The sequence below is a fragment of the Gordonia bronchialis DSM 43247 genome, from assembly GCF_000024785.1.
Classification (GTDB): domain Bacteria; phylum Actinomycetota; class Actinomycetes; order Mycobacteriales; family Mycobacteriaceae; genus Gordonia; species Gordonia bronchialis.
This window is the reverse complement of the sequence record NC_013441.1, coordinates 1,747,010-1,761,296: the sequence shown is the minus strand read 5'-3', so window position 1 is coordinate 1,761,296 and position 14,287 is coordinate 1,747,010. Positions and strand designations below refer to the sequence as shown.

General features: G+C 68.6%; 11 protein-coding genes. 6 read left to right on the top strand and 5 right to left on the bottom strand.

Annotated features, from left to right (window positions below):
• Positions 1-140: 140 nt before the first annotated feature.
• Positions 141-1,463, bottom strand: a complete 1,323-nt coding sequence (locus GBRO_RS08285; protein WP_012833521.1) for a type VII secretion-associated protein — start codon at positions 1,461-1,463, stop codon at positions 141-143.
• Between the two features lie 4 nt (positions 1,464-1,467).
• Positions 1,468-5,547, bottom strand: a complete 4,080-nt coding sequence (locus tag GBRO_RS08280) for a type VII secretion protein EccC (RefSeq protein WP_012833520.1) — start codon at positions 5,545-5,547, stop codon at positions 1,468-1,470.
• 106 nt (positions 5,548-5,653) lie between these two features.
• Here GBRO_RS08280 and eccD point away from each other — a divergent pair, with 106 nt between their 5' ends.
• Positions 5,654-7,201: a type VII secretion integral membrane protein EccD gene (eccD, locus tag GBRO_RS08275; protein ID WP_012833519.1), complete on the top strand. Its 1,548-nt coding sequence runs from the start codon at positions 5,654-5,656 to the stop codon at positions 7,199-7,201.
• 45 nt (positions 7,202-7,246) lie between these two features.
• On the top strand, positions 7,247-8,599 hold the full coding sequence (mycP, locus tag GBRO_RS08270; RefSeq protein ID WP_012833518.1) for a type VII secretion-associated serine protease mycosin: 1,353 nt from the start codon (positions 7,247-7,249) through the stop codon (positions 8,597-8,599).
• Positions 8,600-8,614: 15 nt separating this feature from the next.
• On the opposite strand, the gene GBRO_RS08265 is transcribed toward mycP, so the two are convergent.
• Positions 8,615-9,568, bottom strand: a complete 954-nt coding sequence (locus GBRO_RS08265; RefSeq protein WP_012833517.1) for a 4-hydroxy-3-methylbut-2-enyl diphosphate reductase — start codon at positions 9,566-9,568, stop codon at positions 8,615-8,617.
• Between the two features lie 52 nt (positions 9,569-9,620).
• On the opposite strand from GBRO_RS08265, the gene GBRO_RS08260 reads away from it, so the two are divergent.
• The 3 genes from GBRO_RS08260 to GBRO_RS08250 are packed head-to-tail and all read left to right on the top strand — an operon-like array spanning position 9,621 to position 11,789.
• Positions 9,621-10,310 (top strand): lipid droplet-associated protein, encoded by a 690-nt coding sequence (locus GBRO_RS08260; RefSeq protein WP_012833516.1) that lies wholly within the window; start codon positions 9,621-9,623, stop codon positions 10,308-10,310.
• Between the two features lie 13 nt (positions 10,311-10,323).
• Positions 10,324-11,553: an exodeoxyribonuclease VII large subunit gene (gene xseA, locus GBRO_RS08255; protein ID WP_012833515.1), complete on the top strand. Its 1,230-nt coding sequence runs from the start codon at positions 10,324-10,326 to the stop codon at positions 11,551-11,553.
• Positions 11,550-11,789 carry an exodeoxyribonuclease VII small subunit gene (locus GBRO_RS08250; RefSeq protein WP_012833514.1) on the top strand — a complete coding sequence of 80 codons (240 nt, stop codon included), beginning with the start codon at positions 11,550-11,552 and terminating at the stop codon, positions 11,787-11,789. The genes xseA and GBRO_RS08250 overlap by 4 nt, the downstream gene beginning before the upstream one ends.
• Positions 11,790-11,801: 12 nt before the next feature.
• Here the strand turns inward: GBRO_RS08250 and GBRO_RS08245 are convergent, their stop codons facing one another.
• A complete protein-coding gene (locus GBRO_RS08245; RefSeq protein WP_012833513.1) occupies positions 11,802-12,077 on the bottom strand; it encodes a hypothetical protein in 276 nt (91 codons plus the stop codon).
• A gap of 168 nt (positions 12,078-12,245) precedes the next feature.
• Positions 12,246-12,824: a DUF4245 domain-containing protein gene (locus tag GBRO_RS08240; protein WP_012833512.1), complete on the bottom strand. Its 579-nt coding sequence runs from the start codon at positions 12,822-12,824 to the stop codon at positions 12,246-12,248.
• A 146-nt stretch (positions 12,825-12,970) separates the two neighbouring features.
• Here GBRO_RS08240 and glpX point away from each other — a divergent pair, with 146 nt between their 5' ends.
• Entirely contained in the window at positions 12,971-13,966 is a 996-nt protein-coding gene (gene glpX, locus GBRO_RS08235; RefSeq protein ID WP_012833511.1) for a class II fructose-bisphosphatase, read from the top strand.
• Positions 13,967-14,287 lie beyond the last annotated feature (321 nt).

Sequence of the window (14,287 nt, the reverse complement as noted above, 5' to 3'; positions counted from 1 at the left end):
AACGATGGCGCAGTTGCTTCCGGCGACCAGCGGGGACCCGGGACTGCGGTGACCCGCCCACACGAGGTGAGCAGGTGCCACGCACCAGCGATCCAGAGTACGGGAGTGCCCAGGTCAGGGTCAAAACGCGGACCTCGGGATCACCCCGGCGCGATCCCGGCAGTCCGCACGGCCTGCTCACACTCGACATCCACGGGTTCGGCACCCGTGCCGGGTTGGCAACCGATCGACACCTGCAGCGCATGATCGACCAGCACGTACCAGCGGATGGCGCTGCCGGACGCCGGGGCCTCGCGGTAGCTGATCACGTCGCGTCCGGCGAAGCGGGTCGACGGCGAGAACTCGGTCACCACGTCGTCGCCGCGCTGACCGAGCCGGTTGCGCAGACTCGCGGCCACCGACGCCTGCGTCGAATCGTCCCGCACCCGCGTCTGAACCAGGATGAGGCGACGTCCGTCGTCGGGGTCGACGAACACCGTGCGCGTGGTGCCCGGATCGGCGGAGGCACCAGATGGGGTCGCCTGCTCGGATCGACGCCACTGCCCCGGCACGGTCAGCGTGGTGCGGCCGACGGCCACCTGTTCGCTGGCCGGGACGGGATCGTCGCGCTTCCCGACGACACCGATCACGACTGCGGTGACCGCGATGGCCACTGCGACCACGGCCGCGACCGCCGTCCACACGATCCTGCTACGACGTGGTTTCGCGCTCTCCGGCCACGCCGACGACTCCTCGGATGCGGTGGTGGTGAACACATCCGACGACGTCTCACCGACCCGCCATCCGTATCGGAGGATGAGTCTGCGGTCGACGCGCACCACGCGACCGGCCACCGCATGCTGGCTGACGAGATCGACCGCCCGACGGATCCCGGCGCGGTCGGCTCCGTCGACGAAGACTGCTTCCACCGAGTCGTCAATGGCCTTCACCACGGTGTCGGCGTCGTCATCGGCCGCCAGCACCGTGCTGCGTTCGACACGCCACCCGTCGGCGGCCCGGCGCATGATCTGCACGCTCCAGCGATCCGGGGTCCGATCCGTCGGGTCCCGGGGCCGGCGGGGTACGCGGGTGGTCTCGACCACCGCGCATCTGCTCATGGTGACGTCGCTGTGACTGCGCGCGATGAGCACCGCCCGGGGTACCAGCGACACTACGCCCGGCCGCCCACCGACCTCGGCGAGCACCGACGCACGGCGCGGCCCCCACGTGCTGGGGTGACCGACGACCAGCCCACTGGTCAACCGTCCCGGATGCACGGTGAGCCCGAGGCGTTCGAAGACGCCGCGCCACGCGTGGCGGGTGTACATCCGTCCGCCTCCGGAGGGGATCGTCGGTGAGTCGACAGCCTCGAGCAGCGCGGTGACATCGGTGAGCACTGCGCCCGGAACCGTCGACGACGTCAAGCCGCCGTAGGCGAGGTCCACGACGGCCGGACGATCGGGGTGATACACGGTGCGGGCCATCGGGTCACTCGTCCGGGGCAAGGTAGGCGACCTGGATCATCTCCTGCGGCCTTGTGCGCGAAACGATCTCGCCGCGGCCGGGAATCAGGTTCTGCATCCGAGCGCGTCCCATGATGTAACCCTCGTCGCGGTCACCACTCATCAGCAGCACATCCGACGAGAGATCCTTGAGACGCGAGATCAGCGGATCGAAGAGCGCACGGCCCAGACCACCAGATCGGCGGGCCAGCACGATGTGCAACCCGATGTCGCGAGCGTGCGAGGCCAGTTCGACCAGCGGCAGGAGCGGATTGCCCGACGCGGTGGCGACCATGTCGTAGTCGTCGATCACCACGTAGACGTCGGGTCCCTCATACCAGTTGCGTTCGCGCAGTTGCTGCACGGTCAGGTCCTCCGGCGGCACCCGCTCGGACAGGTAGGTCGCGAGCTGCTGCATCATCGGGGTGGCCCGCTGCGCCGAACTCGCGTATCCGGCAAGGTGATCGCCGTCGATGATCCCCAGCATCGTGCGCCGATAGTCGACGAACACGATTCGCACCTCGTCGGGGGTCGCGCCCGCGACCAGACCGGTGACGATGGTCCGCAGCAGATTGGTCTTGCCGTGCTCGACGTCGGCGAAGGCCATGAAATGCGGTCCGGTGGTGAAATCGAGAATCACCGGGGCGAGTTCCAGTTCCCCGACGCCGATGGCAACCTGGTTGGGGCGCAGCTGGATTCCGGCCTGCGCGAGCGCCTGCCCCACGGTCGCGGCACTGATCTCGGTACCCAGTTTGCGAACCGCCATCGCCTCCCGTCCGGCGTAGGCCGTGCTCAGCTTTTCCACCGCCTGCGCCACACCCGCCGGCAGCGATTCCGGTGATGGCACACCGTCGAGCCGCGGCAGGGCGATCAGCATGTGCAGTTCCTGCGCGGTCAATCCACGTCCGGGGCGGTTCTGCGGCACCAACGACGCTGCGCGCCTGCCCATCTCGGAGTCCATGGCGTCCCCGAGCCGCAGCTCGAGTCGGCTACCGATCAGATCGCGCATCGCCGGCCGGACCTCCGCCCACCGCGATGCCGACACGATGATGTGCACACCGTAGGACAACCCCTGCGAGACGATCACGTTGATCTGCTCTTCGAGCGACTCGAATTCGTTGCGCAGCACCGCGATTCCGTCGAAGACGAGGAAGACGTCACCGAAACGGTCTGCGGCGAGCGGATCGTCGGCGGTCGTCGTGCCGGACTCGAACCAGGCGGCACGACGCGCGCGGTAGTCCCGCATGGAGTCGATACCGAGCCGGGCGAACGTCGTCTCGCGGGCACGGACGATCGCGGCCACCTCGGCGACGGTGCGCCGCACGGCGTCCATGTCCCCACGCGTGGCCACCGAGCCCACATGCGGCAGACCGGCGAGGCCGGTCAGGCTGCCGCCGCCGAAATCCAAGCAGTAGAACTGCACCTGTTCGGGTGTGTGCGACGCCGCCGCCGCCATGATGATGGTGCGCAGCGTGGTGGATTTGCCCGACTGGGGCCCGCCGACGACGGCGATGTTGCCGGCCGCACCGGACACGTCGAGGACATGCAGATCGCGGCGTTGTTCGTAGGGGCGGTCCACCACACCCACCGGCAGCCGCAGCGTCCCCGGCGCCGCGGGCCGGGTCCAGGCGCGCGTACCGAGGAGTTCGTCGACGGTCGGCGAGGTGTCGAGCGGCGGCAGCCACACCTCGTGCGCGGCCGGACCGGCGCCGGCGATGCGCCCGACGATGGTCTCCAGCAACGTCGGCGTCGTCATCGCCGACGGCACACCCGGGTTCTCGGGGTCCGGCGCACCGGGCGGTTCCTCGTCGAGCAGGCTGGCCGCGCGATCGAGGAGCGACGCCGACGCCACGCCCTCGTCGAGCGGTACGGGCAGCGCGGTGAAGACCTTGAGGTGGCCCTGCGGCACCGCCGACGGGCTGTCCTCGTGGTCGGTGTGCGCGGAAACCGGCGGCTCGTACGGACCCGAGACGTAGGAGGTGTTGAACCGCAACGGTTCCGCAGAATCACACTTCAAATAGGCCGACCCGGGGACGCTGGGCAGGTGGTAGGCGTCGGGAACACCGAGAACTGTGCGGGATTCGTTGGCCGAGAACGTTTTCAGACCGATGCGATAGGACAGGTGAGAATCCAGGCCGCGCAGTTTGCCTTCCTCCAGACGCTGCGAGGCGAGGAGCAGATGGATGTGCAGCGAGCGTCCGAGACGGCCGATGGCGACGAACAGTTCGGCGAAATCGGGTTTCTGCGAGAGCAGTTCGGAGAACTCGTCGACGACGATGAACAGCGCGGGCAGCGGCTCGAGCCGCACCCCGGACGCGCGGGCCCGCTCATAGTCGGCGACATTGGCGTAATTGCCTGCGGCGCGCAGGATCTCCTGACGACGGTTCATCTCCCCGGACAGGGCGTCCTTCATCCGGTCGACCATCGCGAGTTCCTGCTCGAGATTGGTGATGATGGCCGCGACGTGCGGGGCCGACTCGAGGCCGAGGAAGGTCGCACCACCCTTGAAGTCCACCAGCACCAGGTTCAGTTCGGTGGGCGAATGCGTCGCCAACATCGCGAGCACCAGTGTCCGCAGGAACTCAGACTTCCCCGAACCCGTTGCGCCGATGCATAATCCGTGCGGCCCCATGCCGCCGTGGGCGCTCTCCTTGATGTCGAGTTCCACCGTCGAGCCACTCGGCGTGTAGCCGATCGGCACGCGTAGACGGTCACGGCCGATCCGTCCGCGCCACGCGGTGTGCGGGTCGAATTGCGTTGCGTCGTCTATGCCGAGTAGCGCGGGCAGACCGGGATCGGTGGGAGTGGCCTCCGATTCCAGATTTGCCATGGTGGCCGCTGTGGACAGCCGATAACGGGCCAGGCGTCGGGCGACCGCCTCGGCCTCCTCCACGGTCACTGAATCCATGTCGGCGAAATCCTCGACGCCGAACGCGCTGCGCGCAGCCACCCGACCGCCGCGTACCACGAGTTGCAGGCCGCGTCGGGCCGCGAGCCCGTCCGGCGGGGCGGTGAGATCGAGGATCGTGACGGCCTCGGTCCCGGCATCGTTGATCAACCGTTCGTCACCGGCGACGTAGCCGTCGTCGATGATGACCACCAGGTGCGCACGGCCGGTGGCCGGTGGGGCGGAACGGCTGAACCGGCCGCGCTCGAGAAGGTCGGCGGCCAGTGAGTTCTCCAGATCGACGAGTGACGGATAGATCATCCGGACCGCCCCGACGCCGTCCCGCAGATTCGGATGGGCCACCTGCGGCAACCATTTGGCCCAGTCCCACGCCTCCCCGGCCGGGTCGCCGGTCACGATGCCCACCCGCAGGTGATCGGGGCCGTGGAAGGTGCACAGCTCGAGCACCATGGCGCGGATCAGCTCGCGGGTCTCCTGCCGGACACCTTCGATGTTGACCGCGGGGAAGCCGCGCAGGGAGATGGCGGTCGGCAGCCGGTGTACAACCGAATGGGTCCGCACGAACCGGCGCAGCGCGACCATCGCCACCGGTTCGATGTCCTCGAGCGGTCCCGTCTCCGGCGGCATCAGTCGTGTCGCGAGACGCTGCGACCCCACTCCCACGCGCACGTGGGCGAAGTCGGTGTCGCCGGGCCTGCGTTCCCACATCCGTCGGCTGCCCACGACGTCGGGCAGGGCGGCGGGGTCGGGGTGGCTCCAGGTGAGCGCGGCTCGCTGCTTGTCGACGGTCTCCAGCACGTCGGAACGCATCTGCCCGAGGTAGCGGAAGTAGTCCTTGCGTTCCTCGTTGAGCTCACCAGCCCGCTTGCCGCCGCCCCGGCCGCCCGCGGCGAACATGCCGAACATCGACATCAGCATCATCAGCGGGAACATCATGAACAGCGGATTGGACAGAATGTTGCGTCCGCCGGTGACAAACATCAGCGCAATCATGCCGACGACAGCCACGATCATCACGATCGGCAGGAGTTTCATCAGCAGGTTGCCCGGCACCACCCGCGGCACGTCGGGCGGGGCCTGGATGTTGACCTCACCACCGGGCGTTCGGGGCGGCGTGATGCGGGGACGACGAACGAACCCTTCGGTGGTCGTCACCATCGCAGTCCCCCGCCCCCTTCGCGGCCCCCTGTCTGTGCATCTCCTGCGGTGCACCGGGCCGAGGTTCGTTATGTTAGCGGTTCAAGCATTGGGGGAGGTTCCATCGATGACACCTGTGGACACGAGACTTGCGCCGCCGTCCGGGCAACCGGCCGGCACACCGACGCAGACCGGTCGTGAGCCGACGATCGAACCCGCGCTCGTCCGCGTGTCCGTACTCGGCGGCAACACCCAGCTCGACGTCGCCCTGCCGGCCGCCATCCCGCTGGCCGGCCTGATGGGCGACCTTGTCGCCCAGATCGAATCGCGCAACCCGTCCCATCATGACGCCGACGATCCGGATGCCGACCCAGCGGGCCCCGAACGTCGTCACGACCGCCAGAACCGGTGGGCGCTGGCTCTCGTCGGGCGGGAGCCGCTCCCCCTCAACCGGTCGCTCTCGGAGTCCGGCATCCGCGACGGTGACCTGCTGCTGCTCACCTCGACACGCACCGGCGAGTCCCCCGTGCTCTTCGACGACGTCGTCGACGCGGTCGCGAAACTCAACGAGTCGCAGTTCGTCAACTGGTCGGCCACCTCCGCCCGCTACGTGGGATACGGTCTCGCGCTGCTCGCCTCGGTGGCGGCCTCGGCGGGCGTGGCCGCATTCCGCCGCACCGACGAGACCCTGTGGGTGGCCGGTCTCGCCGGGCTGCTCGCTCTCGCGCTGATCACCGCGTCGACCATCGTCTCTCGCTACTACCGTGATCCGCTGTCGGCGACCATCGTCTCGCTGTGCGCGATGCCGGCGGTGTTCGTCGCCGGCATGCTGATCACCCCTGGCGGCTTCGGCGCGCCGCACGTGACCCTCGGCTTTGCGCTGACATTGCTAGCCGCGATCGTCTCGTACCGGCTCACCGGGGTCGGCCCCATCACCCACAGTGCCCTCACCAGCGCAGCTATCGGCGGTGTACTCGGTTGTGGCGCACTGATACTCGTCGACGCTGCGGTGTCCGACGTGGCCGCCGTGGTCACCGCCGCCGGTCTGCTGGTCATCGCATTGGCACCTCGGGCCACCATTGTGCTGGCCAAGTTGCCGCTCCCGCCGGTACCGACCGCGGGCGCAGCCATCGACATCGAAGACGTCGCACCACGACCCACGATCGAGGGCATCGGGGCGATCGGTGCCATGGCCCTGCCCAAGGCAAACGCACTCGAGCGTCGATCGTTTGTGGCCAACTCCTATCTGACCGGCATCGTCGTCGGATTCACCTGCGTCACAGTCGTTGCCGCGGTGCTCACCGCGGCCCCGCTGGGCGGGTTCGACGCCAAGACCACCGCCTACGCGGCGATCGTCGGGGCGGTGCTGTGTCTGCGCGGCCGGTCGCACAGCGATCTCTTCCAGGCGGCGACGCTGATCATCGGCGGAGCGCTCACCCTGATCACGCTGATCACCGGGCTTGCCTTCGGCGACGATCACTGGCCGCTCATCGGGTTCGGACTCGCTGTCCTCGTACTCTGCGGCGCTCTGGTCTTCGGGGTCATCGCACCCACCCAGGAGTTTTCGCCGGTGATACGCCGCGCGGTCGAGATACTCGAATACCTGCTGGTGACAACGATTGTCCCGTTGTTGCTGTGGATCCTCGATCTCTACCGCATCGTCCGGGAGATCTAGACCGTGTCCGTTCTGCGGGGGCGGTGGCGCCGGGCGGTTCCCGTCATGGTGACCGCCGGTGTGCTGCTCACCTGCGCCGCGCCGGCGGCCGCGGTCACCCCTCCGCGGATCGATACGGGCGCACTCATCCGCTCGGCTCCGGTCGCACCGCCCGAACCGACTCGGCAGAGTCACCACTGCACCACCGCGACGTCGATCCGAAGCTACGCCAAACCCGGTGCGGCGCAAGCGATGATGAACTTCGATGAGTTGTGGCGTTTCGGCCGCGGGGCCGGGCAGCGCATCGCCGTCATCGACACCGGCGTCACACCACACCCGAGACTGGGACGAGTGATTCCCGGTGGCGACTATGTCTCCGACGGTGTCGGTCTCGACGACTGCGACGCCCACGGCACCCTCGTGGCCGGGATCATCGCCGCACGGCCGAGCAGTTCGGACGCCTTCGCCGGGATCGCGCCGGAGTCGACGATCATCGCGATCCGTCAGTCCAGCGGCGCCTACGAGGCAGCCGACCGTAAGCGCGAGAGCCGAAAGCCCGACGTCGGTTCAGGATTCGGGACGGTCCGCACGCTGGCCCACGCCATCGTCCGGGCGGTCGATCTGCGTGCCACCGTCATCAACATCTCCCAGGTGGCCTGCGCGCCGGACGCGGATAAACTCAACGACCCCGCGCTCGGCGCCGCGGTGCGCTACGCCTACGACCGCAACGTGGTGGTCGTGGTCGCGGCGGGCAACGTCGAGAGCAACGGCGCATGCCGGCCTCAGAATCAGCCGCCGGCAGCCGACGATCCCAGCGGCTGGAAGTCGGTGAGCACCATCGCATCTCCCGCCTGGTTCGCCCCCTACGTCCTGGCCGTCGGATCGGTGGATGCGTCGACCGGGACGCCGTTGCCGTCGAGCCTCAACGGCCCGTGGGTGAGCGTCGCGGCCCCCGGCAACGAGATCATCAGCCTCGACAGCGCGCGCGGATCATCATCGCTGGTGTCTGCCCAGCGGACCGAGACCGGGCCGATCCCGTTGACCGGCACCAGTTTTGCCACCCCATATGTGGCCGGCACTGCAGCCCTCATCCGGGCCAGGTACCCGCAACTGTCGGCGCGCGAGGTGATGGACCGCATCATCCGCACCGCGCACGCGCCCGGCACCGGACACGATCAGCAAATCGGCTACGGCGTCATCGATCCCGTCGCCGCGCTCACCGCGGTCCTCCCGCCGCAGCGGCGAGATCCGAATGCGTCCGCGCCGATCGCCGCGCCCACGGTGGACCCCGCACCCGATCACACCGCCCGCAACGTGGCGCTGGCGGGCGTGGCCGTGTGCGCGGTGGTGATCGCCGCGGTGCTCGCGCTGGCGTTTCCGCACCGCCGGGTCAAGCGTCTCGACCCCGACGACTTCTGAGGGGCCGCTGAGACCTCAGCGCGCGGTCCGCGCCGGCCGCAGCTCGCGCGGCAACGCGAAGGTGAGGGTCTCTTCGGCGGTGTTGACCGTCTCCACCGAGTCGTAGCCGCGCTCGGCGAGGTAGTCCAGGACGCCGCGGACCAGGACCTCGGGTACCGAGGCACCGGAGGTGACGCCGACGGTGTTCACGCCTTCCAACCACGCCGGGTCGATCTCGCGGGCGTAGTCGACCAGGTGACCGGCGCTCGCGCCGTTCTGCACGGCGACCTCCACGAGGCGCACCGAGTTGGACGAGTTCGTTGACCCGACGACGATCACGAGGTCGCAGTGCGGGGCCATCGCCTTCACGGCGACCTGACGGTTCTGGGTGGCGTAGCAGATGTCGTCGCTGGGCGGGTCGGCGAGCTGGGGGAACTTCTCGCGCAGTCGCTTCACGGTTTCCATCGTCTCGTCGACCGACAACGTCGTCTGGGACAGCCAGATCACCTTGGATTCGTCACGCACCGACACCTTGTCGACACTGTCCGGGCCGTCGACGAGCTGGATGTGCTCGGGCGCCTCACCGGCGGTGCCTTCCACCTCTTCATGGCCTTCGTGGCCGATGAGCAGGATGTCGTAGTCGTCGCGGGCGAAGCGCTTGGCCTCTTGGTGCACCTTGGTGACCAGCGGGCACGTCGCGTCGATGGTCTTGAGGCTGCGGGCGGCGGCGGTCCGGTGCACCTCCGGGGACACCCCGTGCGCGGAGAACACGACGATGGCGCCCTCGGGGACCTCGTCGGTCTCGCCGACGAACACGGCCCCGCGATCGCTCAGGGTCTCCACCACGTGGCGGTTGTGCACGATCTCCTTGCGGACGTACACCGGTGCGCCGTGCTTGTCGAGTGCCCGCTCCACGGTCTCCACCGCCCGGTCGACCCCGGCGCAGTAGCCCCGCGGTTCGGCGAGCAGGACGCGCTTGGATTCACTCATGGTTCCCAGGGTACGGGTTGGACACGCCACCGGGTGATGGCAGAGTGTTGGCATGGTTCGCGCACCTTACCCGGCCCGTATCGCCGCAGGACTGATCGTCACGGCCATCGAGGAGACCCGCAAGCTGCCCACTCTGCTCGTCACCCTGCCGATGACGGCGGTCAGCCAGACGCTGCAGGCGGGGATGCGCGCGCAGCAGAACATCGCCGAGTTGGCCATCAAGGGCGACGCCGCGCTCGAGATGATCTTCGACAAGCCCAGTGAGCAGCCCCAGTGGGCTCGATTCGACGAGGACGACGACCTCGACCAGCAGCCCCCCACACGTGAGAGCCCGGCGGCGCAGGACGACGCGACACCCGAGAGTCCGGCGCCCGAGCACAACGACGTCGACACCCCGGCTGCCGGGCGATTCGCCCTGTACAGCTCGGCACCCGAGAGTGTCGTCGCAGGTGACTCCGACGACACCGGTGCCGGGGCGGTGACATCCGCCACCAAGCGCCCGGCGAAGAACACCTCGGCCAAGAAAGCACCGGCCAAGTCGAGCTCGGGCCCGGCCCCCGAGGTGGTCGAGTACATCGAGTACGACGGTCTGACGCTGGCGCAGTTGCGGGCGAAGCTGCGTTCGGTCGGCTCCGAGGACCTGCAGGAACTGCTCGACTACGAGAAGACCAATCGCAACCGTGCGCCGTTCGTGACGATGCTCGACAACCGGATCGCGGCGCAGAGCAAACGGTCCACGTGATCCCCGAGGGCGCATGAGTTCACCGAACACCGCGGACAATCCGTGGCCGGTTCGGACCGTCAACACCAAGATCGCCGACTGGATTCACCGCCTCGGACAGATCTGGGTAGAGGGTCAGGTCACCCAGATCAGTCGGCGCCCGGGCACCCGCACCGCGTTCCTCACCCTGCGCGACCCGGCCGCCGACATCTCCATCTCGGTCACCTGCAGCCCGGATCTGTTGGCGCGCACCGAGGTTCCGCTCACCGACGGTTCGCATGTGGTGGTCCTCGGGCGTCCGAGCTACTACACCGGACGCGGTACGCTGTCGCTGCGGATCAGCGACATCCGGCCGGTGGGCATCGGCCAGTTGCTGCTGCGCATCGAACGCCTGCGTCAACTACTGGCCGCCGAGGGCCTGTTCGATCCGCGGCTCAAGCGCCCACTTCCCTTCCTGCCCAAGAGCATCGGACTCATCAGCGGCCGCGCGAGCGCCGCTGCCCGCGACGTGGTCGCGGTGGCGACAGGTCGTTGGTCGGCGGTCCGGTTCGAGGTGCGCGACGCCCCCGTGCAAGGCCCCACCGCGGTCCCGGCGATCCTCTCGCACCTCGCGGCGCTTGACGCCCACCCCGACGTCGAGGTCATCATCATCGCCCGCGGCGGGGGCAGCGTCGAAGATCTGCTCCCGTTCTCCGACGAGGCGCTGCTACGTGCGGTCGCCACCTGCACGACCCCGGTGATCAGTGCCATCGGCCACGAACCCGACGCTCCGCTGCTCGATCTGGTCGCCGATGTCCGGGCGGCCACCCCGACCGACGCGGCCAAGCGGGTCGTCCCCGACGTCGAGGCCGAACTCGCCGCCATCGCCGCACTGCGCCGCCGCAGCGCACACGCCCTGCGCAACTGGGTCCGTCGCGAAGCCCACATCGTCGACGGCTTACGCGCACGGCCCGTGTTGGCGCGCCCACATACGCTCGTCGACGCCGAGGCCGCGCGTGTCGGCGACCTGCGGCGTGCCCTGCGCCGCGACATCCGGCGGCGCGTCGACGTCGAGGACCGTCGCATCGAGCACCTGTCGGCGCAGCTGGGCACGCTGGGTCCCGCACAGACCCTCGCCCGTGGTTACGCGGTGGTGCAGCGGGCCGATTCCGATCAGCAGATCGTCGGCGCGGTGGCAGACATGTATCCGGGTGCGCGCCTGCGCATCCGGGTGTCCGACGGCGCCGCCCACGCCACCGTCACCGAAGGAGATGAGTCGCGATGACCGACGACGACACCCCCACCCCGGTCGAACAGCTCGGCTACGAGCAGGCCCGTGACGAACTCGCGGAGATCGTCACGACCCTCGAGCACGGCGGCCTCGACCTCGACGAGTCGCTCCGGCTCTGGGAACGTGGCGAAGCGCTCGCGACCCGCTGTACCCATCATCTGACCGGTGCGCGGGAGAAGATCGAAGCCGTTCTGGCACAGAAGGAGTCCGACGACGACACGCAAGACTGAGCGGTCCGGGCCTCACTGCAGCGCGGCACTCTGACGCACGTCGAGTTCCCAGCGGATCTCGGCGGCCCGCCGGCAGGGCACGCACGCGGCTGCCGGGGCCGTCACCGACGGAGTGGACACCGTGACCGCCGGAGCGATTCGGACGCTGACCGGAACGCGACCGGGCACCGATCCCGCGGCGGTGTCGAGCGGGACCACCCCGACCATCAGCACGAACAGCACGGCGCTCGGCAGCGCGCGCAACCACAGTAACCGGATCGTTGCCGGGCGGAACGGGTTCCACGTCATCGCGCGCCTCCTCACAGGAGAAACGCTAGGAATCGCGCGCCGTCACCTCACGAGTAGCGCACTACCCGTCTTCTCGCGCCGAGCGCGCAATCGAACCGCGACCGTGCGCAGGTGTGTCGCGCATGTCAAGGTGCGTCGGGCAAGTTCGATCGTCGGAACGACGCCGGGTCACCCGTTTCGGCGCAGTGGATCGGCGGCGAGCACGGCCGTCGCGAGCTGTTCCATGTCGGAGTCCGGGCCGCGGGAGAGCACGGCGATGCGCACGTCCCCGAGATCGGTCACCCAGAACTTCTTGCCGCCCGTCGTCGAGTAGGTCACCCACGTCCGGCCGGCCACCTCGCGGGTACCGTTCGCGCTCACCGCGTCGTAGTCCTCCTCGCCGCGGAGATAACCGATCAGGGAGTCCTCCGTGGCGTCGCTCTGCGTGAGCTGCACGTACGCGCCGTTGCCGCTGATCCACCCGGCAGTACTGACCCGGTGGCCGTCCAGTGACGGCGACGATCCGGAGTTGGGTTTCCAGCCGGCCGGCGTCGCCGGCAGCCGGACCGGGAACGGCATCTCGCGGGCGTCGGCCTTCAGTGAACTCGCGACGTCGAAGGCGGGGACCCTGTCGTCGGATGCCCCGCCGGTGAGACCCACCGAGCAGTTGCCCGACACCATCGCGACCACCGCGCAGATCGCGAGCAGCGGGATCAGAGACCAGATCATGTCCTTGCCGCTGATCAGATAGCGCGGTTTCTGTGCCATGAGCCGAGTATCCCATCACCCGTCGGGCCGCGACGCCACCCCTCTGCCACCCCTCGCCCCGCACCGGCCCGCCGTCGGAATGTCCGGTATGACATGCAAGGATGGGACACGAGCACGCATCGCCGACGCCGAGGAGTTTCAGAGCCATGTCCACGAGCACCCACCAGGCACCTGATCGCAACCTCGCGATGGAGTTGGTTCGCGTCACCGAGGCCGCGGCCTTGGCCGCCGGACGTTGGGTTGGGCGTGGCGACAAGAACGGTGGCGACAAGGCCGCGGTCGACGCCATGCGCGAACTGCTCTCCACGGTGTCGATGCGCGGAGTGGTGGTCATCGGCGAGGGCGAGAAGGACGAGGCGCCGATGCTCTACAACGGCGAAGAGGTGGGCGACGGCGACGGCCCCGACTGCGACGTCGCGGTCGACCCCATCGACGGCACCACGCTCATGGCCGAGGGTCGGCCGAACTCGATCGCCGTGATCGCGGTCAGTGAGCGCGGCACCATGTTCGATCCGTCGGCGGTGTTCTACATGAACAAGATCGCCGTGGGCCCAGAGGCCAAGGGCGCCATCAACATCGACGAATCCGTCGAGTGGAACATCAATTCGGTGGCCAAGGCCAAGGGCATCGATGTCCGCGACATGACCGTCGTGGTTCTCGACCGTCCGCGGCACGCCGATCTGATCGGCGAGATCCGTCAGGCCGGCGCCAAGATCCGGCTGATCTCCGACGGTGACGTCGCCGGTGCGATCGCCGCGGCCGGCGACTACTCCACCGTCGACATGCTGATGGGTGTGGGCGGAACCCCCGAGGGCATCATCACGGCGGTCGCGATGAAGTGCATGGGCGGCGAGATCCAGGGCAAGCTCTGGCCGAAGGACGACGCCGAGCGACAGAAGGCAATCGACGCCGGTCACGACCTCGACCGGGTGCTCACCAACGACATCCTGGTACAGGGCGAGAACTCCTTCTTCTGCGCCACCGGCGTCACCAACGGCGACATGCTGCGCGGCGTGACCTACCGGCCGGGCGGCGCGACCACCCGCTCGCTGGTCATGCGCTCCAAGTCCGGCACCATCCGCCGGATCGAGGCCGTGCACGTCACCACGAAGCTGCGCGAGTACGCCCGCCTCGACATCTAGTACGACCGCAATTCGCCTGTGCACTGGGCATATTCGTATGTTCAGGTGACGGTGCAGTCGTCCCCGGCGCTGATAGCGTCCTTCTGCACCGTCCCGCGCCCCGCGGGGATGCAGAAGGGTACTCGGTGAGTCACTCACGGTTCTTGCTGTCGTCCGTCGTTGTCATTCTCGCGCTAGCCCTTTCGGCCTGCGGGTCGGCCGACCGTCCGGGTAGTACGGCGACCACGGACTCGACGACCGCGACGCCAGTGACGACGCCGACCACCACTGCACCGAAACTCGCGGACGAGCACGTCGATCTCGATGAGTTCACGGTGTCGG

Coding starts and splice junctions, on each gene's coding strand:
- xseA (WP_012833515.1), top strand. CDS start 10,324: ATGAGTTCACCGAACACCGCGGACAATCCGTGGCCGGTTCGGACCGTC.
- glpX (WP_012833511.1), top strand. CDS start 12,971: ATGTCCACGAGCACCCACCAGGCACCTGATCGCAACCTCGCGATGGAG.
- GBRO_RS08240 (WP_012833512.1), bottom strand. CDS start 12,824: ATGGCACAGAAACCGCGCTATCTGATCAGCGGCAAGGACATGATCTGG.
- GBRO_RS08280 (WP_012833520.1), bottom strand. CDS start 5,547: ATGGTGACGACCACCGAAGGGTTCGTTCGTCGTCCCCGCATCACGCCG.
- GBRO_RS08260 (WP_012833516.1), top strand. CDS start 9,621: ATGGTTCGCGCACCTTACCCGGCCCGTATCGCCGCAGGACTGATCGTC.
- GBRO_RS08250 (WP_012833514.1), top strand. CDS start 11,550: ATGACCGACGACGACACCCCCACCCCGGTCGAACAGCTCGGCTACGAG.
- GBRO_RS08245 (WP_012833513.1), bottom strand. CDS start 12,077: ATGACGTGGAACCCGTTCCGCCCGGCAACGATCCGGTTACTGTGGTTG.
- mycP (WP_012833518.1), top strand. CDS start 7,247: ATGGTGACCGCCGGTGTGCTGCTCACCTGCGCCGCGCCGGCGGCCGCG.
- GBRO_RS08285 (WP_012833521.1), bottom strand. CDS start 1,463: ATGGCCCGCACCGTGTATCACCCCGATCGTCCGGCCGTCGTGGACCTC.
- GBRO_RS08265 (WP_012833517.1), bottom strand. CDS start 9,568: ATGAGTGAATCCAAGCGCGTCCTGCTCGCCGAACCGCGGGGCTACTGC.
- eccD (WP_012833519.1), top strand. CDS start 5,654: ATGACACCTGTGGACACGAGACTTGCGCCGCCGTCCGGGCAACCGGCC.